We start from the raw sequence: 21,867 nt of genomic DNA, 5'->3' as shown, positions 1-21,867 counted from the left end.
CCACCATTTCGCGCAGCTTGTAGCGATGCCGCGACAGCGCGCGCAGAACGCCGCCGGCGAGACCCGCCGCCACGACCGGTCCCTTGATGCCGAGCAGGTCGAAAAGATCGTTCATCATGGCCTCCAGCCGCAAAGTTTCTGGCCCTTTTCGTTGTGAGCCAGGATCGCCGCCACCGACGCGTCGGAAAGGGCCGCCGCCTCTGCCCTTGTCGGCCGGATGGGATGCCCGGCCGCGCAGAACGATCCACCTGATGTGGTGCAGCCGGCCAGCAGGAGCGAGAGCGCTATGATTTTGACCATCTGGCCAGCCTCCCTCTGTTGTCGTCCGGCGCCCGGCCGGCGACGGCATCGTCGATCTCCTGGGCTTCGGTGCGCGCCGCGGCGTCGGCGGCATCCTGCCTGGCCTTCTGGTTGGCCTTGCCCTTGGCGTAGGCCGTCCAGACACCGGCGAGCGCGGCGCCCATTGCCAGAAGATACGGCCAGGCCTGGCCAAGCAGCGCGAAAGCGAGTGTTCCCATCTCATGTCTCCTTGGCCGGCGCGACCATGCCGCGCGGCCCGTCACGCACCGCGTTGATGATGATCTTGGCAAGGGCAATGGCGCCGCTGATCTGAAGGGCAGTGCGGTCGCTCACGCCGAGCAGCGTCCAGTCAAAGCCGGCGAGCGCGCCGCCGCAGATGATGGCGATCAGCGTGTTGAGGAGATTGTGCAGCGCATTGGTGTTGAACCATGTCATCGAAACAGGCTCCCGAAAAAATCGGCGATCTGATGCCGGACGGCCGCGAGCGCTCCGGCCATGAGAACGAGGATGCCGGCCACGGCAGCCGTCTTGCCGCCGGGCGTCGGCTGCTCGAGACGAACCGACGGCGCCCCATTGGCCGATGTTTCGACCCTGGGCGGCGCCGCCGCGGTCACCGGTGCGGCGGGGCGCTGCGCCGACATCAGCAGGGCCTGAACCCGCACCGACCTGACCCGATCCGACCAGCCGCGCCCGAATGTTGCCCATGTCGGCAACCGCTTCAGGAACGCCAGCCGCGCATCGCAAAGTGCATCGATGGTCACACCGGCCGGCTTTGCCTTGGCCGCCGCGACGGTGACCGGTCCGATCCGGCCGTCCTGCGCAACGCCGACGGCCGCCTGCAGATATTTGGCCGCCCGGCCAGGCCCGCTGTTGACGGCGAAATCGAATACCGCGTGATCGACGCCATCGGGCAACTCGGCGCCGAGCACAGCGTCCCAGTAGAAGCGGCGATAAACGGTGGCGACCTGCGCGTCGCTGATCGCGCGCAGATCCGCCTTTGTCGCGCCCGCCTTCACATAGCGGCGGAAGCTGGCAAGCGTCACGCCCTTCATGGTGGCGCCGCCAGGATCAGACGGATTGTCCGACCACCCGCCTTCCGATTTGAGAACAAGCGCAAGCGCCCGCGCGAAGTTGCGGTCCATGGTGTTTCCTTTCCTCATTGAACTATGGTCGGGGGAGACCGTTGGAGGAACCTCACGGTCTAGGAAATGCGAGGCGGGAAGCGCGGGCGCTTCAGTCGATGAGCGATGCGATGATCAGGAAGTCCGCAGTCGGAGAAAACCTTGAACCGGGCAAGCCGTGGATATGAGTCACGCACCTTGCCAGAGGCAGGGCCGGCGCGTTTACTTTCGGCTGCTGATTCCAGCTCGTAAGGAACCGAGATGATCTTGGAAGCTATTCGGAACGTGCGCGATGTTGGCTTTGAAATTCTTACCGCCGGCAGAAGAACGGTAACAGTCCGGAACATCACGCTGTCTTTGGATGGCGTTTCCCGCCGCATGCGGTACGTGATGGCCAGAGGTTACGAGGATCAAGATGCGGCTCTTGCTTTGCGCTTCCTGAGTCGCCACGACAAGGTTCTGGAGGCCGGCAGCGCGATCGGCTTCATGGCGTTGAACTGCATGATCGACATCGGCATCGATGACTACTGCATGGTCGAAGCAAACCCTCGCCTAGAGGCATCCATCCGCGAGAATTTTCGCCTCAATGGGATAAGCTTGCCCATTCTTAGGACCGTCGCTGTAGGTCCGTCCGACGGTTCTATCAGCTTCGGTATAAGCCGAAATTTCTGGTCGTCCAGCGCGTTGCCTCGAGACAACGAAGTCGAACGACTCACAATACCTATGCTCTCAATCCCGACAATCGTTTCAGACCTGCCGTTTAGGCCAACCGTCTTAATCATGGATATCGAAGGCGCCGAAACGAGCATTCCGCCAAACCATTTTGAGTTATTTGAAAAACTCATCATCGAGTTCCACCCCAAATTGACCGGCCCTGCCGAAGCGCTGGAGTTGGAGCGGAACATAACCAGGCGTGGATTTACAGAGTTTGGCCGAACTGGGGGAACAATCGCGTTTATAAAAGGCGCAGTGATAGCCGATTCGAGGTGAGACAGCCGTGAGACCAATTGCTTTCATTGCCATTGCCGTCGGACTTGGAGCTGTCATGACTATCGGCGTCCTAACATTCGCTACTCCCAAGGCTCCCAAAGCCGTGCCGAAGCTGGCAGAAATAAAGGACATCAAAGGTCGACTGACCGTGCTCACCGCTAGTTCGTTCGAGGTGAATGGCACTTCCATCGTTCTCTGTGGAGTTAGGCCATCAGGTACGACGTCTGCGGAAAAAGTAGCCCAGAGCGTTAGGCTTTCTTATGAAAATGCCTATGTGAAATGTAAGCCTGTTGGCGGCGGCACCCCATGCGATGGGAAGACGGTGGCAACCTTGGGTAGATTTGTCGTAGCGCAATGCAAGATTAACGGGGCGCTTGACTTGGCAACGGCGTTGACAGACTCCGGCATTCTTTGCGGGACAATCCCTACGTACAAGTCCTGCTAGAACCATGTCGCACTATTACGCAAAAACGCAAAGTATTCCCATTGCGACGCAGTCGACTTTTGCTGAAAAACTGAAGACAATTTACGCCGCCTCTGCCGTCATCGCAATGAGTCTGCAAAGTGTCTATCTGCCTCAATTCGGGGTAGCCGCCTTTTGCTACCTCGGGCTTCTCATGCTGATCCCGCTATTAAATGCGCCGGTCAAGGCGAATTCTTTTTGGATCGTTGCTTTCCTACTAGTCGGGATGTGCGGAACTTTCACCGAAGATGGCGGCACTAAAGCAGTCCTAGGCACTATTGGCAGCAGCTTGGCTCTCATCCTCGTTCCAGCTTGCTTTGCCAGAGACAGTCGTCCTTTGTTGGTTGGTTTGCGATGGGCGATCGCTGCGCACGCGCTTATGGTCCTGTTCCAGATTTTCTATTTCGTGGCGTTCCGAACTTATTTTGACCCGCTTGCAAGTCTTGGCCTTGGTGATCAGACGGTCATGAGTAAGAAAGGACTTGAGCTTGCCGTCGGCAGAGTGCCGCGCTTTGCAGGCTTGTCGAATGAACCGGGTACCCATTCGACTATGATCGCAAGCCTGCTTGCTGGCGAGTATGCCCTCTCGCGCAAGCTCTCTAAGGTCTCAATTTTAGGCATTCTTTCAGCGATCGCGACGATGTCGCTGGGCGGCATGATGTTCGTCGCAATGTTCTGCGGAATTGTTGGGCTCCACCAATTTTTTGCCGTTCGAAGATGGAGGATTCTTGTCGCCGCCGGCGGCATAGCGCTGCTTTCAATCACTATATATTGGGCATTGCTGAATCTTGAAACAAGATCGCAACTCTATATCGAAGGCACGCAGCACGATCAGATGATGGAGTGGGCATTTTCCTACCAGCGGATAACGTTGTTTGGCCTAAGCGAAAATCAGATACCGATGTTCTTCACATTTGGCTATCTCGGCGTTGGCCTCGACTTTCTGCTCCGATACGGCTTATGGGCAGTTATAGGGATTGCCATGTATTTGTTGAGCTTGCCGCTCTTGGGCATTGGCCTGTCGATTGTGTTGTTGGCCACAAAATTGAAGCTGACGTATCCTCTAGTTTTCGTCATCCTCGCAACGATCAACTTAGGCATGACGCAGTACCCTTACGCAAAGTTGCGAATTCATCCTAGGCTTCGAAATCCCCTGACCAGCCGATAGCCGAACTGACAACCCACAGTCCTACCGTATAGGCCTCCAGGGTTACACGCTCGCCGGGATCGAGAATGAGATATTTGCCTGCACCGCCGCCCTTGATCGTGTCCGTCCCGTTGGGCTCGATGTTCATGACATGGGTTGCGTGTACTCCGGCAAAGCCGATCCGAAGGCCAGGCACGGCAGGCGGCAGCGTATGTGTGCACGTCGCGCCGGCGCCGTTGTTGTGGCAGAGTGCCCGGTTGTGAAGCCCGGACAGCGTTGTGTTAACGCTCAGATTGATCGGCACACTCGACGTCCCCTGCAGGCCGGGATTGTTGCCGCCAATAAACCTGGTCACGGTGCCGGCCGTGATGGAACTGCCGGTGCCATCGCCAACCCATTCCGTCATGTCAAAGCCATCGACCAGCATTTCGTCTATCGCGCCGCCGGTGGTTACCCGAAAGGCAACGCCAATGGAGGTCGGGTTCTTCAGGGCGATGTCCCTGAGACTGGCTTTGCGCAGCCGTTGGCCCACCGAAAGATTGAACCGGACGCCATGCGACTGGGTGTTTCCCCTGATGCCAGAAAGGCTAAGGCTCGCCGGTGTCACTACGTTCGCAACGACAATGGCGTCGGTCGAGCAGTTCATCAACGTGCCCGGGCCGATCGCAAGTGGCGTCTGGTAGGGCGCGGCGATTACGGCTGTGGCACCTGACGTTCCGCCCGTGATAGTCTCGCCAGCCCGAAAGATGCCGGCCGAACCGCGCACATAGATGCGCTGGGTCGCGCTGTTTGCCGTTTTGGCAATCGCAGAGGTGCCTCCAGTGATTGTTTCAGCGGCCTGAAACGTTCCGCTTATCGGCAAGACCCTCAGCACGTTGGCAAAGAAGTCGACCAAGATGCCCGTCGCGCCGGATGAACCGCCTGTCACCGTCTCACCGAGTTCATAGTCGAGGGTTGAACCGGTAATGACGATTTCAAAATGTTGGAACCGCAGGGTTCCGGTCGAGCCAGAGGTGCCGCCGCTGATCGTTTCGCTAATCGCAAACGATCCAACTTGCGAGCTGAGGGCGAACTGATATTCGCCGTTTGGTTCCAATTGCAGGGCTGTGTTGTAGCGATCGATGTACCAGTTATCGAGCCGGCCCGACTGAATCTGAACGCCGAAGACGTTACCGGCAGAACTACCGGAGAGCCGGTTGCCGATTGCCTTGACATTCGAAATGACGATCTCGCTGTTGGCGTCAGTCGCAGCTACGCCAATCAGACAGTCATTCGCCACCACGTTAGTTATGATCCCTCGCGGATCTCGCGCACCGGTCATCTCCACCCAGACACCGGCGGAGGGGCTGTCGAGATGTGCATCGGCGAAAACCCCGTCGACCAACACGTCGGTGGTGTTTAGATTCCCCGTATAGGTCAACACGACACCGTCGCGTTTGCACTTCGCCGACCGGATGTTGCGCAGGATCGGCTTGCGGACGCCGGCCACGTAAACCGTGTCGCCAAACTCGCCGCCGGTTGGCGTGACGATGTTATAGCCGTCAATGTCCTCAATCGTCGGGCTGTCGACACAGAGCGCCATCACACCGGCAAGGCCGAGATTACGGACTTTCACGCCGCGGATTGTCGGCCGCTTCCGGCGTGCACCAGTGGAGAGGCCGACGCGAATACCGATAGAAGCCTGGTAGCCGGCATGTGATCCACCATCAATCGTGAGGTCCCCGTCTATCAGGACGTCATCGGCAGCGATATCGATGACGGGATGGTGGCCGGTAACGGCACCGACTGGCGCGCGCAGGATCAGGGCAGAGCCGCCCAGGCATTCGACGCGCTTCTTCGCTGTCGAGATCGTATGGTTGCCGTCGGTCTGGTAGGAGCCGTCAATCAGCACATGCGGATAGCTGCCCGCGAGCAGTGCACTGATAGCAGCCGTGGCATTCACACCGCCACCACGCGCCCCGAGCATTGATGCCGTCACCGGGGTTGAGGCGAGCGTATAGCCTGTTTTCGTCATGCCATCGCTCAGCGTGATCACCAAATCCCCGACATTCGTTCCATTCTTGCGGTACACAGCGCCGCTGCCTGCCACCTGAGAGCTGTCGTAGAAGGCGGTGCGGATGTATGTGGGCGCAACCGCCGGCGAGTATGCCTCCGCAGTCGCCTTTGTCGCGAATTGCGGATCGAGCACGGTCGTCATGGCGCCCGTCGCTACGTCCGCCGCGGCCTGGGCCTGGTCGATGATGCCTTGCGCGGCTGCCTGGATATCGCCGACGGTGTCGTCGGACTGGTAGAACGACAGCACAATGTCGTCGGTGCCGATCACAGGGTTCAGCGTCTGGAAGGCGAAGCTGCACTCACCCCGTCAACCATTTTCTGAGAAAAAATTCCTAGTCTGGTCGAAACTCCCGCGCTGAGCGACGCTGGCAAAGCGCATAAAACCCTGCTTTTGCCGGCGGCTGGTCATAAGCCGGCAGGTGTGAAATCATTCGTCGAAGCTCATGGAATGATTCCCGTCGCACGGCCTTGTGGGAGAGGACGATGGACAGACCAGCCATGGCATCCGTGTTCAGGATGCGACATGCACCAGCCACGGTTTCCGGCGTGTGCAGCACCGGCCAGGGTCAGGCCGATCCAGTCATCCGCGTGCATTCGCTGGGCGAAGCCATCCGTTTCGTCGCCAACGCCTACCCCCAATACGACGTCGGCGCCGTCGCCATCAGCTGTGGGGATGTTTCGATCGGCAGCCTCGGCAACCTGGAGGTCAAGGCGCTGTGGCGCGAATATGGCGAACGGCTGACGCAGGAATAGGCGTTCGCCCGCAGACTTTCTGGAGCGGAAATGCCGCTCGTGCGTTTCAACCCCAGCCACGGGAGCAATCGCCATGAATGTCGCCAACCTGCAACTCGAAGGCCTGTTGATGGCCGTCGCCTCGATCAATCGTCTCCTGGTTCAAAAGGGGGTGCTGACGGCGGAGGAAATCGACCTGGCCCTGCGCAAGACCGAGGCCGGCGAAACCAACGAGGAACGATCCGAAGGCATGTCCGCATCCAGCCGCGACGCCGTCAACTTTCCGATCCGGCTGCTGGAACTCGCCAACCAGTGCCAGCCGGAGGCGGAGCTGCCGTCCTTCTCAAAGCTGGCCCGCATGGTCGGCAAGATAAAGGAACCCTACAACGACCAGCTGTGAACGGTGCCGGCGGGCCGGCATGCGTCCGCGGTGGCCCACTGCCCTCGCCTCAAGCCCTGCCCGGCCATCCCAAATTGAGCGAAAGCACCTTGCCCGGTCCATGTACCGCCGCAAACAGCAGTCCGGCCAGGAACGAAAAATGGTCGATGAAGAAGCCGAACTCGGCCTGGTTGCCGGCCCAGTGGCTGGGTCCGTGGAAGGCAAGGGCCAGGAACAGCACATAGGCGGCGGCGACAAGGGCCGCCTGCGTGAAGAAGGCGCCGGTCAGGAAGCACAGCACCAGCGCGACTTCCAGGATCGCCGCGCACCAGGCCAGGAACAGCGGAAACGGAAAGCCGGCGGCGGCGATATAGCCGGCGGTGGCCGCCATGCCCATGAATTTGAACGTCACCGCCATCAGGAAGACGCCGGCGAAAATCAGCCGGGCGATGAGAAGGGCCGCGGTCTGCCACGGCGATTGAGTGATTTGCGACGACATGCTCGTTCTCCAGCTTTGCAGGTTGCTCGCTCCTAGGACGCGCGACGGACGCCAGATCCGACACACCAGGCCAATTTTTCTCGACAGGGCGCTTGCCGCGGGTCGAAGCAGGCTTCGAAGCCTCACACCGACGGCAAGGAGCGATCTTCGGTTTGCCGGCCGACGGTATAGCGTTGCTCGCTCAAAGGGGGAAACGGACATGGCCAAGGCATTGACCATTGGCGCACCGCGGCATCCGGCGATGAGCACCGCCTACGAACAGGAATGCAGGGATATGCTGGCTCCGCATCTCGACGCCCTGCTCCGCAAGGTCGAGGCTGCCGGCTGGGACCGCGGGCAGGCCACCTCGGCGCTCATGTATCTCGCCGCGATGCGGCTGAAGCCGGCCTGACGACACGCCGGCCCGAACGGCTTTCCGGCGCATCGCGCGATTGAAACTTGTTGGTAATCACGAATGTGATATTGTTAGCCGGGGCTAATGCAGCGGTGTGCCGGTGCAGCAATTTTGGGTGGGCTGAAATTTGCGAACAAGCGTCAGGTTTGGGGCGATACCTCGTGGCGTGGGGTCGGCGACGCTGGAATGCAGCGGCTGCGGCGGCGCTGGCCAGGTCTTCCAATGTCCGCGCTGGACGAGTTCCAACGGCCATTGTTGCCCTGCCGGCACCCACCGGCGCGGCTGCCCCGGCCTCAGCGCGGCATGCTCCGAATGTGACGGCGACCACGCTGCCGACGCCGACCCGATGCGGCCATCGGCCTGATACAGGCCGGTTGCAGCCTGGCCGTGTCGCCTGGTGGAACCGGCGGCGCCGATCTGTGTTATGTCGTGTTGATCGCGGGCGCCGAAGGTTGCGCGTTTCCCCGACAACAGAAAGCGAGGCCTGAGATGGCTGACGACAAGTCGAAGACGAAACAGGACCGCAAGCAGGTCTCGGGCGAAGAGCCCTACGAGGTTGCCGCCTTTGCCCGCAAATACGGCATTCCGCCAAGCGAGGCACAGACCATCATCAAGCGCTACGGACCCTCGCGCAAGAAGCTCGACGCCCATATGGCGGCCCGCGGCTAGCCGAAACCATTTCGCCTGGGCGGCGTTGAAGACGCTGCGGGCCGTGTCAACCGGGCCTGGTGGTACGGTGAACAGGATGTCTTTTTCCCGGTTTCTCATCCTGGCCAACGAAACGGCAGACGAGCATCTGTCCCACCCGGCCCGCAGCGCCACGCATTGAGGGAGGTCGTCATGTCCGACACCATACGCAGGACCGGCAGCTGCCTGTGCGGCGGCGTGCAGTTCGAGGTTCACGGCGCGCCGCTGCGCGTCGGCCTGTGCCATTGCAAGGATTGCCGCAAGGCCGGCGGTTCGGTCTATTCGGCCTTTGCCATCTGGCCGCGCGAGGCCTTCGAGACCACCGGCCTCGTCAGCTCCTATGGCACGCGCAGCTTTTGCCCGACATGCGGCGGCCGCGTCGCCTGGGTCGACGACAACGAGGCCGAGGTGGCAATCGGCAGCCTCGACATCGCGCCGACCGATCTCGTGCCCGAATATGAATTGTGGACCTCCAGGCGCGAGACCTGGCTGCACGCTTTGCCAGGCGCCGAACAGTTCGAGCATGACCGCCCAGCCACGTACAACGCCGAAGCGCCGACGCCGAGATCGCTGTCGGACATCGACGCAGAGATTTGATCTCCGGGCAAGGGAACCCTGCCCTGCCGCCGACGTTACCGGACGCCTCTCACGCATGTCGCCCGGCGACTTGCGGCAATCATGGAGACGACCGTTGAACGACAAGATGTTTCCCCGCCCCATCAGGCTGAAATTCGCGCCTGAGCGCGAGCGCATCATCCGCAGCGCCTGGGAAGGCCTGGAATGCCTCGGCGACTGGCCGGCTGGCCAGGGACGGCGCTACCGGGCGGCGTTGCGCAGCTGCCGCGATGCGCTGGATGGCTGGACGCCGCCGGAAAAAGCGATGCGGGCGGTGATCGACGCCGCGCGCGAAGCAAAACTCCTGCAGTAGTTGGAAAACAGGACATGTCTGAGCTCATTTTGCCCACACCGATGCGGATCAAGCCGCATGGGTCGGACACGATCCGCGACGTCGCCACGCTCAGGGATGCCAGCGAAATCCTGATCGATTGGCGGCAGGCCAAGCGCGGCCCGTTCTACCAGGCGGCGCGCGAGAAGGTCGAAGCCGCATTGGAAACCCAGAGAGGCGCCGCCGAGGCGCAGGAAGCGTTCGCAGCGCTCTGCAGCCACGCCGGCGTCTTGGTGCGGTAGGTGTCAAAGGAAGCAGACGTCGTGCCTCGCCTGCTTTGTCATTTCGTTGGAAGCTCGCCCTGGACAATCGGCTGAGAGGTTTCGAATCCAAAGCTCTTCGGCACCAGAAGAATCAATGCAATCACGATGGCGATCGACGCAAGCAACGTGGCTGTGGCTGCAATATCTCTCACGATAATCTCTCCAAATTCCAAGTCGTGAGAAAAACGCTCCCGAGAAAACGAGGTTCCATTAGCTTGTGCGGTAATACCAGTGAGCCGGCGTTTATTGCTTCGGCGGCTGGGGTGGAACTTCACCCGGCTTGATCACCGGCGTCTTGCCTTCGTCGGGGGCCGGCGCCGCCATGCCCTGGTCTCCCGTCGGGGGCGGTTTCAGCACGCCGCCGCAGTCGTTGAGCTTCGCGGTCAAATTGCCGTCATCGGCTTGCTTTTCAGGCTGCTGTTTTGCCCCTTGCCCGGTCTGAGCCCTGCATTTGTCGGCCTGCGGCGCCTGGCTGTCGTTCTGCTGCTGGGCTGCGGCCGGCACTGCCAGCGCCAGCATAAGGCCGAATGGCATGATGGCGAGAGTTCTCATCCCTGCCTCCTTCTTTCTTTCACGGTCGCCCGCGGCGACCTTCCCTTCACAGGGACAACGCCTGTCGACGAAAAAGGTTGGCCGCGTCGCCGGGCGGCATTGCAACCAAACCCGTTCGCCGGCCGTTGCGCGTGCCGGAGGCGGTCATGTTCGAAGGTTTTCAAGGCGCGGAAATCGACACCGGCGATGCCGGCATATTCTGCCTGCGTGCCGGGACCGGGCCGCCATTGCTGTTGCTGCACGGCTTTCCGCAGACGCATCTGATGTGGCGCGACATCGCGCCCGCTCTGGCCAGCCGGTTCAGCGTCGTCTGCGCCGATTTGCGCGGCTATGGCGGCAGCTCCTGTCCGGCGTCCACTCCGGACCACGCACCCTATGCCAAGCGCGCCATGGCGGACGATTTGGTGAGGCTGATGGAGAAGCTGGGTTTCAGCAGCTTCATGGTCGCCGGCCATGATCGCGGCGGGCGTGTCGCCTACCGCATGGCGCTCGACCATCCGGGCAGCATCGACAGGCTCGCCGTCCTCGACATCGTGCCGACCGCGGATGCCTGGGACCGCGCCGACGCCAGGCTGGCGCTGGGCTATTGGCCATGGTCGCTGCTGGCGCAGCCCGAGCCATTGCCCGAAAAGATCCTGTCCGGCGCCGCCGAGGCGATCGTCGACAATGCGCTCAACGGCTGGGGCTCACAGCCATCGGCGTTTCCAGCCGAAGTGCGTCGGGCCTATGTCGAGGCCCTGCGTACGCCTGCCCACGCCCATGCCATCTGCGAGGAATATCGGGCGGCAGCCACGCTCGACCGCGAGCATGACCATGCCGACAAGGCAGCCGGCCGGCGCATCCGCTGCCCGCTGCTGGCGCTATGGAGCGGTCAGGGCGCGTTGGCGGATTGGTATGCCGGCGAAGGCGGGCCGCTGGCGCTGTGGCGCGGCTGGGCTGAGGATGTGCGCGGCCAGGCGATGCCGGGTGGACACTTCTTCCCCGAGGAGGACCCGGCGCGGACGGCCGATCTGCTGGCCGGCTTCTTCAGTGAGACCGGTCACCGCATCTCCGCGCGATCGGAGTTACCTTCGCCCTCCCCTTGATGGGTCAGGACGTTTCGGTTTCAGGCAGGTCAGCGCCGAGCTGCGGAACGATGATCGAATCCAGCGGCGCCGTCAGCGACCAGCTGAGATGGCCCGGGCTGCGATCCAGCACCGCCAAGCCGTTCAGCGATTGCGGCGCGACCCGTTGCAGGACGACGGTGCCGAAACCCTTGCGCGTGCTTTCGTCTTGCCGCCCCCCGGGCCGCTCTCCCTCACGCACCGGCATCGTCTCGTCCCAGAGCAGATGGATTTCCAGCTTGTCCGAAGCGCCTTCGACGATCCGCCAGGTGATCTCCAGCCGCCCGGCCTCGCTCGCCAGCGCGCCATATTTGGAAGAGTTGGTGCCGAGTTCATGGAACGCCATGCCGAGATTTTGCACGGCATTCGGCTGCAGGGTCAAAAGCGGTCCGGAAAGCGATACCCGCGCCTCGTGGCCGAACGGCTTGAGCTGCTCCTGGGCAAGGTCGAAGAGGCTGGCGCCGGCCCATTCCGAGTTCACCAGCAGATCGTGCGACCGCGACAGCGCCATGATGCGGGAACGGATCATCTCCTCGAACTCGCGCGGATCGGTCGAGCGTTTGCTGGTCTCCCGGATCATCGAGAGTATCACCGCGAACTGGTTCTTGACGCGATGGTTCACCTCGCGGAGCAAAAGCCTGATCCGACGCTCGCTCTCCTTGCTGGCGGTGATGTCGCGGGCGATCTTCGATGCGCCGATGATCTCGCCGGACGCATTCCTGATCGGCGAAATGGTCAGCGACACGGCGATGAGGCCGCCATCCTTGCGCCGGCGGATAGTCTCATAGCTGGCCAGGAGTTCGCCCTTGCGAACCCGGCTGATGATGTCGGTCTCTTCATCCTTGAGATGATCGGGGATGAGCATGAGCACGGAGCGGCCGACGGCCTCTTCGGCGGTGTAGCCGAACATGCGTTGCGCCGCCGCGTTCCAACTGGTGATGATGCTGTTCAGGTCCTTGCTGACGATGGCGTCGAAGGACGAATCGACAATCGCCGCCAGCCGAGCGTGGGCAGTGATTTCGAGCAGGCTATCGACGCTTGCCAATTCTGTCATTGCCCCGTCGTGGCCCCACCTTGCCGCCTCCCGCCAGCGTCCGGGCATGCGTGAGGATTTCCCTCGTGCCAGAAATGCCTGACCGGGCATTTTGGTTGCAGTCGGTGCGCAACATTCCGCATTTGCGGTCGCGGACACGCATGTCACGATAATGCCCGGCCCTCCATCTCGGCAATGCCTCTGCGGCCGTAGATGCCGATCCAGTCGAGCTGCTGTAAGCTCGGTGACCGCTTCGCCCTGTCCGTCTTATCGGCCTGCTTTTTCGGAGCCAGCGTCGTTGGGCGGCGCAACGGGCACTGCATCGGCGTCGGGATTCCTTTGCGGACAGTCCTCGTAGCTGTGGTCGCGTCCGCCGCAGAAGGAACAGCACATGGCCTCGCGATCCCCGCTTCCGGGCCGCCATTGCGGAGTTTTGTAGGGCTTCCTGCCATCCATCCCCAGCAATGCACGACGGACCATTTGGTTGCGCTGCCACAGACGGCGAGCCGGCGGTTGCGGAACCACCCGGCGGGATGCGAGTTTCGGCCGATATGTCCATTCGAGGAACAGCCATGCCAATGCGCCGAATTGCCTTGACGGCAGCGATCCTGCTGGCCGCGACCGGCCTCGCCGAAGCCAGGCCCGACACCCGCACGATGAGTTGCGACCAGCTCCGGCAACTGCTCCAAAGCCGCCATGCCGTGGTGCTGACCACAGGCCCCAACACCTATGACCGCTATGTCAGGCAGTTCGGCAACGAATGCGACTGGCCGGAGGTGCCGATGTCGGCCTATGTCCCGACCCGTGACGGCAGCTGCCCGGTCTACCGCTGCGAGGAACCTGTCACCAACTTTCCGGACTGACACCGCGCTTCCAATCGGCTTTGCCGCCGCAGTGCGTTGATCCCGGCGCGCGAACCGGCTAGGGGTGGGGCGCAACGTGCATTTTCCCGCTTCGTCTAATGGTAGGACAGCGCCCTTTGAAGGCGTGAATCGAGGTTCGAGCCCTTGAGCGGGAACCAGCAACCAAGCGCTTGGCTGGTTCGAAGCCGCGCGCAGACTGGCCAGCCAGCTTCAGCACATTAGCGCGCGCTTGTATTTCACTCGAAGCAGGATCATCATCCAGGCCGTCAGTGGCTTGAAGGGGTACAGCGCATGGAACTGAGTTGCTTTGACGGGGGCGTCCTTGCGTCGACGATGTCCCTGAACGTCACGGCGGTTTTCATGATATTGGCCGCATTTGCCGCATTTCGGCTGGTTGCAATGTCAGGCGAAGGTTCTGTCGACCAACTCCAGACGGCGTAGCCGGCAGAGAACCTCCCGTGCAGGAGAACGGCATATGGCCGCGAGAAAGGTGATAGCCGTCAAGGACTGGTCTTGCGGCATGAGCGACGAGCTTGGCCGCGTCGTGCTGACCATCAACCCGACCGAGGGTGAGCCCATCCTGGTTTTGATGACAATTTTCCAGGCGGCAAGGATGGCCGGGGAATTGCGGGCGCCGAAACTCGTCTCCATACCCCGGTGATGCCACGCCCCTGGCAAGGCGGATCAAGCTCGCCGGGGCAGCCCCAACGCCCCCAGCGGGCCCTGTTGCTCCGTTACGATGAACAATGGAGCAATTAGTGTTTTACGGATCTGGGCGCCGTCAAGTTGCATCCGGCTCCTGAAACCATTTCGCGGACCCCGCGTTGACCACCGGGCCGACACAGGAGACATCTCATGACCGTCAACTGCCGCATATCGATCGACAACCGGCCGGAGGCCACGGACGCGGTTTTTCAGGCGGTTCCGCGGATCGGCGAAAGCGTTGCGCTGTCGATCGATGGAACCACGCAGGATCTGCGGGTATCGCGTGTCGTGCACGTCACCAATGGCAGCCTGGAAGGTGCCGCGATCGTCGTCGAAGTGACGACCAACATCCTCTGAATCGAGAGTTATGGTCCGCTGGGCCGGCCGGCACCGCGTTGCGGCGACCGGCAGCCTGAAAGGACTGGAGCGGCTCACGCGCGGTGACCCGCTACTCCTTGCCGCTTTCGGAAATGCCGTTGCCGCCGGCGGTTGGCAGGATGCCGAAGTCTTGCGACTTCGCCCCTTGCTCCGCCGTCAGGAAGCCGTCCGAGGCAAGCCCGCGCCGCAGCAATTCCCTGACCGCGGCCGAACGGCTCGGCATACGCTTGTCGAAGCGCCAGTTTTCCAGCGCAGCCAGCTCGTCTGACGTCAGCATGATCTGCAACCGTTCCGGGCGTTCCAGTTCAGTCATCGCGCTCCCTCGCTCAGGATCCCGATACCTCGAATGAGTATTCAACTCGCTTACCTAATAGTTAGGAAAGCGCTCCTAGCGCGTCAAGACCTCGCGATGAGTGAACTGCTTCTCATGCGCATGATGAGCCTGATGGTATTCGGCGTAAGGCGCATACTTGCATAACTATGCTAACTAGCTGATTTGTTTAGATATTATTTAATTCGTGACTTGCCAAGACGAAGCCTCTGCCGCATTGTGCAACCTGAACAGAAAACCGTTCCCTTTGGGAGGTTTCGATGCGGTATGATTACTCGGCGCGACTGCGCGATGACGTCCGTTCAGCGGTCCAGATCGCCTTCAGGAAGACCGGCATCGTCAGTATCACGGCGGTGGCGGAACATGTAAGGGTCAGGAACCTGGCCGAAAACATCGCCCTCGAGGACGTCGAATACCTTGTCTTCCAGGCAGCCCAGCTGATTGGCGCCGCAATTGAATTCGACGGGCTCACCAATTTCGACGGCGTGGCTGGCCTGTTCGTGGATGGTCTCGGTGGCGACGATGGCGGGCGGATGATCGCCCAACGCGACGGGCCTGGTCCGGCCACCCTGCAGTAAGACGGTACCGGCTGAACAGGGGGCCTTCTCAAAAGGCCGCCCTGCTGTTTCTGAACCGGGTGATGACCGGAGCCGTTCCGTCAGGCAGAGCCGGCGATTTGTGAGGCGAAGTCGCGATAGGGACGCGGAGGGCGGCCCAGAAGCGCGGTCAGGCGCTCGACGTCGCCGGCCTCGGGCAGCATGCCGTCGGTCAGGAACCGTTCGCCCATCAAGCGCATGTCGTAGGCCATCCAGGCAGGCAGGAACTGCTTGAGATTCTGCTCGAAACCTTCGGTGTTGTCGCCGCCGTAGCTGATCGGCCGGGCGAGCACGTCGGACCAGATGGCCGCGATATCCGTCCCGGTCAGTGTCTGCGGACCGACGAGGTTGATCCGCTCGAGCGCAAGCGGCTCCGCGGACCGTTCGCGGCGCAGCAGCTCGAGAGCGGCGATCTCGGCGATATCACGCACATCGACCATGGCGAGGCCTTTGGCGCCGATCGGCATTGTGTAGGTGCCGTAGCCGGTGATGACGTCTTCGATCATCAGGTCGTTCTGGATGAAATAGGCCGGGCGCAGGATCGTAGCCTGGAAGCCCATCTGCTCGATCATTCGCTCGACGCCGAACTTGCCGGCGAAATGCGGCACGTTCACATACACGTCGGCATGGATCACCGAGAGATAGACGATCCGCTCGATGCCCGCCGATCGGGCGACATTCAGCGCGACCAAAGCCTGGGTGAATTCGTCCGGCACCACGGCGTTCAAGAGGAACAGGGTGGAAACGCCGGACATGGCTTTGCGCAGTGAATCGACATCGAGAAAGTCGCCTTGCGCGACCGATACGCCCGCCGGGAAGCTGGCTTTCGACGGATCGCGGACGAGAGCACGGACGTCGGCGCCGCGCTTGACGAGGTGCTCGACGACTTGGCGGCCAACATTGCCTGTGGCGCCGGTAACGAGGATGGTCATGGAATTTCTCCTGTTGGGTTGCTTGACAGGCCCAATATGTGTGGCTCACAAACACTCAAACAGACCGAAATTTTAGACGCACCGTCTCACTGGTGGAACACCTATGGATATTCTGGCCCTCACCGATTTCAACCTCGTTGCCCGCCATGGCGGTTTCGGCAAGGCGGCACGGGCCACCGGCCGACCCAAGGCAACCCTGTCGCGGCGCGTTGGAGACTTGGAGAGCAGCCTTGACCTGCGCCTGTTTGAACGGGGTGCGCGTAACCTGAAGCTGACCGAGGAAGGACGGGCGCTTTTCGAGCGGACGGGGGCGTTGCTTGCCGAACTGGACGAGACGGCCGCGGCGATCGCCTCGGGCGGTCAAAGACCCAAGGGGAGACTGCGGATCAGCGCGCCCCTGCTTTTTTCTCAGACCGCGATGGGGAGGATCGCCGCGGGATTTGCCCTCAAATTTCCGGAGGTGAGGCTGGAGGTCACGACGGAGGACCGGGCTGTGGACATGATCGAGGAAGGCTACGACCTGGTGATCCGGGTCAACCCGGATCCCGACGAAAGCTTGGTCGGACGGGCGTTTCTCCGCGACCGGCTGGTCGTCGTGGCGAGCCCTCACCTTCCTCGCACCGGTGGACCGGCCCCTGCCGTTGCGCGCGGGAAAGGCGAACGGCAAACATGGCACGTGAAGACCGAGGGTGGCCGGTCGACGATCAAAATCGAGCCGGTCCTCGCTTTGGGAACGCTCATTATGGTGCGCGATGCGGTGCGAGCGGGGGTCGGTGCGGCACGTCTTCCCATTTCGTTGGTGGCCCACGATTTGGCTGACGGCACGTTGGTGAATTGGGGGGACATCGACGCCCCTGAGATCGCTCTTTGGACGCTCTACCCCTCCCGGCGGCTGCTCAGCCCGCGCGTGTCGGCGTTCCTGGATTTTCTGAAACAGGCCTTCCCGAACGGGACGCCGGACGAACTGGCCGCCTATATCGGCAGGTGATGCCCGGCTGCTTTCGCCGGCAAGAACTTTTATTTCTGGCGGAAGGAGTTTGCGGTGGAACAAGTTGGGGCGACGGCAATTACCTTGTCGCCCTACAAGAGGAGGACGCCGTGAAAGACTTGCGCAGTCTCCTTGCCGAACTGTCAGCCAACTGGCTCAAGCGCCGCAAGGCGCAGGCGCCCACGACCGTGAACACGGTCAAACCCCGCCCTGCCGACCAGGCGACGCGGCAACGCGCCGCCCACAAACCCAAAACACCGCCCACCCGCGACGTCGCCTCGAACATGTGAGCCCCGCGGACAATGTGGGGCCCAATGCCGCTGGGGGGTATCGGCAATCTATCACGCCAGATTGATTGGTAGCGACGAAACCTTGAGCGGCCATAAGCGTTTATTGCTTCAGCCCAATTGAGGTGGTTCCAATGCAAACGGCATGGTTCTCCAAACCTGTGGCGGTTTCGGTCGGCGTCACCGGTTCCATCCATCATCTGTCCAACACACAGCAGGCCATTGATTTGCTCACCACACATTGGCGTGACGCAGGCAGCCCGAAGCATCGGTCCGCACTGCGCGCCTGCCAGCGGGCGACGAGCGGCGATGTTGCCCCCGACGTCGCCAGGGCGGCGCTCGTCGAAGCAGCGCGCGAAGCCCACATCCTGATCGAATAGCCACATCCTTATCGAATAGCCACATCGTGATCGAATAGGCGTATCGATTGAACCTGCTGACGCTATAATCGCTGCGCCCCCTCCGGAGAACGCCTGCCATGACCCTGAAAACACGCAAGCTCGGCAGCCAGGGGCTGCAGGTCTCGGCCATCGGCCTCGGCTGCATGGGCATGAGCCAGTCCTATGGCCCGGCCGACGAGGCCGAATCCATCGCCACGCTGCACCGTGCCATCGACCTCGGCTGCACCTTCCTCGACACCGCCGAAGTCTATGGCCCTTACGACAACGAAGCCCTGCTCGGCCGGGCATTGAAGGGCAAGCGCGACCAGGTGACGATCGCCACGAAATTTGGCTTCCGCATCGAAAACGGCAAGCAGACCGGAACCGACAGCCGGCCCGAGCACATTCGAGAGGCGGTGGAAGCCTCGCTCGGCCGCCTCGGAACCGACCGTATCGACCTGCTCTACCAGCACCGCGTCGACCCGGCGGTGCCGATGGAGGATGTCGCGGGCGCCGTCGGCGAACTCGTCGCGCAAGGCAAGGTGCGCTTCTTCGGCCTGTCGGAAGCGGGTGCAGCCAACATCCGCCGGGCGCATGCCGTGCATCCGGTGTCGGCGTTGCAGAGTGAGTATTCGCTGTGGGAGCGCAATCTGGAGCCGGAGATCATCCCGCTGCTTGGCGAACTCGGCATCGGCCTGGTGCCGTTCTCGCCGCTCGGCCGAGGGTTTCTCACCGGCCAGGTCAAGCGTGCGGAAGACTATCCCGACGGCGATTATCGCCGCAACGACCCGCGCTACCAGGGCGAAAACTACGACGCCAATGTCGAGGCGGCCGCCAAGGTGAGCGACATCGCCGCTGCCCGCGGCGTCAAGCCCGGCCAGGTCGCGCTGGCCTGGCTGCTGGCGAAGGGCGACGGCTTTGGCATCGACATCGTGCCGATCCCCGGCACCAAGCGCAGAAAATACCTGGAAGAGAACGTCGCCGGCGCCGCTATCAAACTCGATGCCGCCGAGATGGCCGCGCTCAACGAAGCGCTCGCGCCGGGAAAAATCTCCGGCCCGCGCTATACCGAGCGGGGCATGGCGATGGTCGACCGGTAGGGGGCGCCTGCTCCAGCGTCCGCGACAATCTCGCCAAGCTCGTTCCGAATAGTGATGCTAACGAAAGCCCAGATGCTCCCGATAGCAGTGGGTTTCCACGGTGAACCTGCCGGCGACATCATCCGGCAGCCAAAGTGCGTCTTCGAAGCTGCGGTTCAAGCGCCATCCTTCGCGGGCATAAAATCTCTGCGCGCGGACATTTCCCGCCGTGCAGAAAAGCTCGGCCTCCGCCACGCCCTGTTCGCACAAGAGATGCTCGGCATAAGACAGCAGATCGCGGGCGGTTCCGCTTCCCCGTGCCTGCGGGCTTACATAGAGTTTCACCACCTCCGCCCCGTTTATCGAGACGAAGCCAAGCAATCCATCGGCTGCCGCCACATGGAAGGCATCGGTGGATTGCTCCAGCCACAGCGCAAAATGCGCCGGCGTTCGGTACGCCAGGATTTCGGCTGGAACCAGATGCGCATGGGCATCATGCCAGCCCTGATGCCACAGTTGCACGATCGCCGACCGGTCGGCTTCCTGGGCTGGGCGAATTTCGAGCATTTCTCACCGCCGACGGGTAGCTAATTTCGTAAGGCCGCGCGGAGGGCCGCCTGGTTCCACCGGCCTTCAGCCGATTTCGGTCAACCCGCCGCTGCCGCGGTAACCTTCTTGGACGCGGCCCGCTGTCGCCGCATGCGCCGTTTGGCGACAAGCTTGAGCGCGACCGGCGGCTCGTTTGACAGCGCGCCCAGCACCGCGTCGACCATGCCATGCGCCACGAAATCCGCGTTCATGTCACGCGCCAGTTTGCCCGCCGTCTCCTTGTCCTCGCTGTCGGCCTCCGACCAGAACACGATTCCCACCCGAAGTGCGGCCTTCGCACGCTTCAGCCGGCGGACCAGAAAGCGGGCGTGCTTGATGGAATCCCGGTTCAGGAATCCGACCACGACGGTGTCGACGGTTTCGAGCTCAAGGCGGCGAATGCCGGCGGGTTCCATATCGGCAAAGCTGGCTTTCGACACCGTCGCGCCCTGGACCTCCAGCACCTGCGCCAGCATCGCGGCAGCGGCGTCGTCGAGCTCGCCACGCCCCCCGGCGCAAAGCACGGACATATCCGTGCCATCGGGCAGTTCGGTCTCGTCCTCCCCGCCGGGATCGTCATCGTCGCTCGCCTCTGCGGCCACGGGCGGCCCCTCCTCCTCGCCTGCCTCCTCCTGCGCGCTGTCGTCGAGATTGGCGACCAGCATCAGGGCACTGGCCGCCACCTGCCGCCTTTGCAAATCGCCCATGACGCCGCGCACACGGTCCTGTTCGCCCAGCAGAAGCGCCGGAATGGCAACCTTGTCATAGAATTCGACCAGATATTTCTCCTCCAGCATCTCCTCGGCATGATCGGTGGCTTCTTCCGGATCGCCGGCCAGCAGCCGCTGGTACAGGCGCGCATGGGGTTCGAGCACGGGCTCGTTGCCGAACAGCACGTCCAGGAATTCAAACTGCGGCACGTGCCTGCCCAGCACCACCAGGCAGACAGTGAGCGGCGTCGACAGGATCAGCCCGAGCGGCCCCCAGAGCCACGTCCAGAAAATCGCCGCGACGATGATCGCCAGCGGCGACAGTCCCGTTCGCGAACCGTAGAGCCAGGGTTCGATGACATTGCCGGTGATCAGTTCCATCACCACGAACAAGGCGGCTGTCCACAGCACGAGCGACCAGCCCGGTGCCACGGCCAGCGCCAGGAACAGCGGCAAAAGCATGCCTATGATCGGGCCGATATAGGGAACGAAACGCAGCGCCAGGGCCAGCAGCCCCCACAGCAGCGCATTGGGAATACCGAGGGCCCAGAGCCCGATCGCGATCGGTATGGCGTAGACGATGTTGACGACCAATTGCATCAGGAGATAGCGGCCCACCCGCTTGGCGGCATCCTGAAGCGCCTCGGTGGTGCGGTGGAGGTCGCCGTAGCCGACAAGCCGGATGAAGCGGTCGCGCAGATCCTCCCGCTCGAGCAGCATGAAGATGACGACGACAATGATCAGCCCGGCCGACCCAAGCGGGCTGATCAGCGGCCCGACGACATTCTGCAGGACCTGAAGCGGCCTTTCGTGCGCGACGATCTCGACGGGCACCGGCTCGCGCGGCGGCTTTTCCGGGGTGGCGACCGGCAGCGAGGGGTCTTGCCTGTCGATCTCCTGGCCGACCCGCTCGACCACCTTGCTCAGTCTGGCAAGGATCCCGCCGCCGACCCCGGTTTCCTTGAGCGAGCGGATCTTGGTCAGGATGTTGGTCTGGTAGACCGGGATGTTCTGCGCCAGTTCGCTGACCTGCGTGGCGACGATGAAGGAGAACAGGCCAAGCGCCGCGAAGGCGCCGAGCACGCTGGCGATGACGGCGGCAATCCGGGGAATGCCGAGCTTTTTTAGCGCTGCGACAAGCGGCGCCAGTGCGAAGGTCAGCAGCAGCGCGATGGCGATCGGCAGGAAAACCTCGCGCCCGAAATACAGTGCCGCCACTGTCGTGACGATGGCCGCCACATTGGGCAAAGAGGTTCGCGGATGGGGCGCGGCCGCTGAAAGGGTGTCCCCCAGCCCATCAGCCGGAGACGCCGTGCCGTTTCGACGATTGGCCACGTGATGCCTCCCTGCCAAATGCCATGGTCGG

General features: G+C 62.3%; 31 protein-coding genes and 1 tRNA gene. 19 read left to right on the top strand and 13 right to left on the bottom strand.

What is annotated here, in order from left to right; all coding sequences use genetic code 11:
* Window positions 1-114: 114 nt before the first annotated feature.
* The 4 genes from EN990_RS19560 to EN990_RS19545 are packed head-to-tail and all read right to left on the bottom strand — an operon-like array spanning window position 115 to window position 1,442.
* Window positions 115-300, bottom strand: a complete 186-nt coding sequence (locus tag EN990_RS19560) for a hypothetical protein (RefSeq protein ID WP_013530788.1) — start codon at window positions 298-300, stop codon at window positions 115-117.
* Window positions 285-518 (bottom strand): phage-related exported protein, encoded by a 234-nt coding sequence (locus EN990_RS19555; RefSeq protein WP_013530787.1) that lies wholly within the window; start codon window positions 516-518, stop codon window positions 285-287. Before EN990_RS19555 ends, EN990_RS19560 begins: the two co-directional genes overlap by 16 nt.
* Before the next feature lies 1 nt (window position 519).
* A complete protein-coding gene (locus tag EN990_RS19550; RefSeq protein ID WP_063168557.1) occupies window positions 520-735 on the bottom strand; it encodes a hypothetical protein in 216 nt (71 codons plus the stop codon).
* A complete protein-coding gene (locus EN990_RS19545) occupies window positions 732-1,442 on the bottom strand; it encodes a glycosyl hydrolase 108 family protein (protein WP_127368807.1) in 711 nt (236 codons plus the stop codon). The genes EN990_RS19550 and EN990_RS19545 overlap by 4 nt, the downstream gene beginning before the upstream one ends.
* A 240-nt stretch (window positions 1,443-1,682) precedes the next feature.
* Between EN990_RS19545 and EN990_RS19540 the strand changes: the two genes are divergently transcribed.
* Together EN990_RS19540 and EN990_RS19530 are read left to right on the top strand one after the other, a co-directional pair.
* Window positions 1,683-2,411, top strand: coding sequence for an FkbM family methyltransferase (locus EN990_RS19540; protein ID WP_013530784.1), 729 nt, complete (start codon window positions 1,683-1,685; stop codon window positions 2,409-2,411).
* Window positions 2,412-2,860: 449 nt separating this feature from the next.
* On the top strand, window positions 2,861-4,042 hold the full coding sequence (locus EN990_RS19530; RefSeq protein WP_013530782.1) for a hypothetical protein: 1,182 nt from the start codon (window positions 2,861-2,863) through the stop codon (window positions 4,040-4,042).
* Here the strand turns inward: EN990_RS19530 and EN990_RS19525 are convergent.
* The gene (locus tag EN990_RS19525; RefSeq protein WP_127368806.1) at window positions 4,011-6,344 is read right to left on the bottom strand and encodes a hypothetical protein; all 2,334 of its coding nucleotides are present in this window, start codon (window positions 6,342-6,344) and stop codon (window positions 4,011-4,013) included. The two genes, EN990_RS19530 and EN990_RS19525, sit on opposite strands and share 32 nt — an antisense overlap.
* Window positions 6,345-6,559: 215 nt before the next feature.
* Here EN990_RS19525 and EN990_RS19520 point away from each other — a divergent pair, with 215 nt between their 5' ends.
* Together EN990_RS19520 and EN990_RS19515 are read left to right on the top strand one after the other, a co-directional pair.
* On the top strand, window positions 6,560-6,829 hold the full coding sequence (locus tag EN990_RS19520) for a hypothetical protein (protein WP_127368805.1): 270 nt from the start codon (window positions 6,560-6,562) through the stop codon (window positions 6,827-6,829).
* Between the two features lie 73 nt (window positions 6,830-6,902).
* Window positions 6,903-7,208 carry a hypothetical protein gene (locus EN990_RS19515; RefSeq protein ID WP_013530780.1) on the top strand — a complete coding sequence of 102 codons (306 nt, stop codon included), beginning with the start codon at window positions 6,903-6,905 and terminating at the stop codon, window positions 7,206-7,208.
* A 49-nt stretch (window positions 7,209-7,257) separates the two neighbouring features.
* Here the strand turns inward: EN990_RS19515 and EN990_RS19510 are convergent, their stop codons facing one another.
* Window positions 7,258-7,686, bottom strand: a complete 429-nt coding sequence (locus tag EN990_RS19510) for a DoxX family protein (protein WP_063168563.1) — start codon at window positions 7,684-7,686, stop codon at window positions 7,258-7,260.
* Window positions 7,687-7,885: 199 nt separating this feature from the next.
* Between EN990_RS19510 and EN990_RS19505 the strand changes: the two genes are divergently transcribed.
* The 5 genes from EN990_RS19505 (at window position 7,886) to EN990_RS19485 (ending at window position 9,955) form a co-directional block, all read left to right on the top strand.
* On the top strand, window positions 7,886-8,077 hold the full coding sequence (locus tag EN990_RS19505; RefSeq protein WP_127368804.1) for a hypothetical protein: 192 nt from the start codon (window positions 7,886-7,888) through the stop codon (window positions 8,075-8,077).
* 492 nt (window positions 8,078-8,569) lie between these two features.
* Window positions 8,570-8,749, top strand: coding sequence for a DUF3606 domain-containing protein (locus tag EN990_RS19500; RefSeq protein ID WP_013530777.1), 180 nt, complete (start codon window positions 8,570-8,572; stop codon window positions 8,747-8,749).
* A 171-nt stretch (window positions 8,750-8,920) separates the two neighbouring features.
* Window positions 8,921-9,364, top strand: a complete 444-nt coding sequence (locus tag EN990_RS19495) for a GFA family protein (protein ID WP_127370569.1) — start codon at window positions 8,921-8,923, stop codon at window positions 9,362-9,364.
* A 94-nt stretch (window positions 9,365-9,458) separates the two neighbouring features.
* On the top strand, window positions 9,459-9,695 hold the full coding sequence (locus EN990_RS19490; protein WP_027035115.1) for a DUF982 domain-containing protein: 237 nt from the start codon (window positions 9,459-9,461) through the stop codon (window positions 9,693-9,695).
* 14 nt (window positions 9,696-9,709) lie between these two features.
* Window positions 9,710-9,955 (top strand): DUF982 domain-containing protein, encoded by a 246-nt coding sequence (locus EN990_RS19485; RefSeq protein WP_127370212.1) that lies wholly within the window; start codon window positions 9,710-9,712, stop codon window positions 9,953-9,955.
* 38 nt (window positions 9,956-9,993) lie between these two features.
* Here the strand turns inward: EN990_RS19485 and EN990_RS36685 are convergent, their stop codons facing one another.
* Window positions 9,994-10,128 (bottom strand): hypothetical protein, encoded by a 135-nt coding sequence (locus EN990_RS36685; RefSeq protein WP_263484935.1) that lies wholly within the window; start codon window positions 10,126-10,128, stop codon window positions 9,994-9,996.
* Window positions 10,129-10,219: 91 nt separating this feature from the next.
* The gene (locus tag EN990_RS19480; RefSeq protein ID WP_127370214.1) at window positions 10,220-10,528 is read right to left on the bottom strand and encodes a hypothetical protein; all 309 of its coding nucleotides are present in this window, start codon (window positions 10,526-10,528) and stop codon (window positions 10,220-10,222) included.
* Between the two features lie 146 nt (window positions 10,529-10,674).
* On the opposite strand from EN990_RS19480, the gene EN990_RS19475 reads away from it, so the two are divergent.
* Window positions 10,675-11,613, top strand: a complete 939-nt coding sequence (locus EN990_RS19475; RefSeq protein ID WP_127370215.1) for an alpha/beta hydrolase — start codon at window positions 10,675-10,677, stop codon at window positions 11,611-11,613.
* Window positions 11,614-11,617: 4 nt separating this feature from the next.
* On the opposite strand, the gene EN990_RS19470 is transcribed toward EN990_RS19475, so the two are convergent.
* Window positions 11,618-12,685 carry a PAS domain S-box protein gene (locus EN990_RS19470; RefSeq protein ID WP_013530772.1) on the bottom strand — a complete coding sequence of 356 codons (1,068 nt, stop codon included), beginning with the start codon at window positions 12,683-12,685 and terminating at the stop codon, window positions 11,618-11,620.
* Window positions 12,686-13,236: 551 nt separating this feature from the next.
* On the opposite strand from EN990_RS19470, the gene EN990_RS19460 reads away from it, so the two are divergent.
* The 4 genes from EN990_RS19460 to EN990_RS19445 all read left to right on the top strand — a co-directional run bounded on the left by EN990_RS19460 (window position 13,237) and on the right by EN990_RS19445 (window position 14,589).
* Window positions 13,237-13,527 carry a hypothetical protein gene (locus tag EN990_RS19460; RefSeq protein ID WP_013530770.1) on the top strand — a complete coding sequence of 97 codons (291 nt, stop codon included), beginning with the start codon at window positions 13,237-13,239 and terminating at the stop codon, window positions 13,525-13,527.
* A gap of 84 nt (window positions 13,528-13,611) precedes the next feature.
* Window positions 13,612-13,685, top strand: a tRNA-Gln gene (locus EN990_RS19455).
* A 317-nt stretch (window positions 13,686-14,002) separates the two neighbouring features.
* Window positions 14,003-14,188: a hypothetical protein gene (locus EN990_RS19450; protein ID WP_013530769.1), complete on the top strand. Its 186-nt coding sequence runs from the start codon at window positions 14,003-14,005 to the stop codon at window positions 14,186-14,188.
* Between the two features lie 194 nt (window positions 14,189-14,382).
* Window positions 14,383-14,589, top strand: a complete 207-nt coding sequence (locus EN990_RS19445) for a hypothetical protein (protein WP_013530768.1) — start codon at window positions 14,383-14,385, stop codon at window positions 14,587-14,589.
* Between the two features lie 91 nt (window positions 14,590-14,680).
* Here EN990_RS19445 and EN990_RS19440 read toward each other — a convergent pair whose 3' ends face one another.
* Window positions 14,681-14,923, bottom strand: coding sequence for a hypothetical protein (locus tag EN990_RS19440; RefSeq protein ID WP_013530767.1), 243 nt, complete (start codon window positions 14,921-14,923; stop codon window positions 14,681-14,683).
* Between the two features lie 278 nt (window positions 14,924-15,201).
* On the opposite strand from EN990_RS19440, the gene EN990_RS19435 reads away from it, so the two are divergent.
* A complete protein-coding gene (locus EN990_RS19435; protein WP_013530766.1) occupies window positions 15,202-15,519 on the top strand; it encodes a hypothetical protein in 318 nt (105 codons plus the stop codon).
* An 80-nt stretch (window positions 15,520-15,599) separates the two neighbouring features.
* Here the strand turns inward: EN990_RS19435 and EN990_RS19430 are convergent, their stop codons facing one another.
* Entirely contained in the window at window positions 15,600-16,469 is an 870-nt protein-coding gene (locus EN990_RS19430) for an NmrA/HSCARG family protein (protein ID WP_127369700.1), read from the bottom strand.
* 103 nt (window positions 16,470-16,572) lie between these two features.
* Between EN990_RS19430 and EN990_RS19425 the strand changes: the two genes are divergently transcribed.
* The 4 genes from EN990_RS19425 to EN990_RS19410 all read left to right on the top strand — a co-directional run bounded on the left by EN990_RS19425 (window position 16,573) and on the right by EN990_RS19410 (window position 19,224).
* Window positions 16,573-17,457 carry a LysR family transcriptional regulator gene (locus EN990_RS19425; protein WP_013530764.1) on the top strand — a complete coding sequence of 295 codons (885 nt, stop codon included), beginning with the start codon at window positions 16,573-16,575 and terminating at the stop codon, window positions 17,455-17,457.
* A gap of 110 nt (window positions 17,458-17,567) precedes the next feature.
* Window positions 17,568-17,747, top strand: a complete 180-nt coding sequence (locus tag EN990_RS35505) for a hypothetical protein (RefSeq protein WP_164753542.1) — start codon at window positions 17,568-17,570, stop codon at window positions 17,745-17,747.
* A gap of 131 nt (window positions 17,748-17,878) precedes the next feature.
* Window positions 17,879-18,124: a DUF982 domain-containing protein gene (locus EN990_RS19415; RefSeq protein ID WP_013530762.1), complete on the top strand. Its 246-nt coding sequence runs from the start codon at window positions 17,879-17,881 to the stop codon at window positions 18,122-18,124.
* A gap of 98 nt (window positions 18,125-18,222) precedes the next feature.
* The gene (locus EN990_RS19410) at window positions 18,223-19,224 is read left to right on the top strand and encodes an aldo/keto reductase (RefSeq protein ID WP_127388351.1); all 1,002 of its coding nucleotides are present in this window, start codon (window positions 18,223-18,225) and stop codon (window positions 19,222-19,224) included.
* A 57-nt stretch (window positions 19,225-19,281) separates the two neighbouring features.
* Here EN990_RS19410 and EN990_RS19405 read toward each other — a convergent pair whose 3' ends face one another.
* Both EN990_RS19405 and EN990_RS19400 read right to left on the bottom strand, forming a co-directional pair.
* Window positions 19,282-19,770 (bottom strand): GNAT family N-acetyltransferase, encoded by a 489-nt coding sequence (locus EN990_RS19405; RefSeq protein WP_127369043.1) that lies wholly within the window; start codon window positions 19,768-19,770, stop codon window positions 19,282-19,284.
* A gap of 80 nt (window positions 19,771-19,850) precedes the next feature.
* A complete protein-coding gene (locus EN990_RS19400) occupies window positions 19,851-21,836 on the bottom strand; it encodes an AI-2E family transporter (RefSeq protein WP_127369042.1) in 1,986 nt (661 codons plus the stop codon).
* Window positions 21,837-21,867 lie beyond the last annotated feature (31 nt).

The organism is Mesorhizobium sp. M7A.F.Ca.US.005.03.1.1, assembly GCF_003997975.1.
Classification (GTDB): domain Bacteria; phylum Pseudomonadota; class Alphaproteobacteria; order Rhizobiales; family Rhizobiaceae; genus Mesorhizobium; species Mesorhizobium ciceri.
Note: the sequence above shows the minus strand (reverse complement) of the source record. Positions and strands in the feature narration are given on the sequence as shown.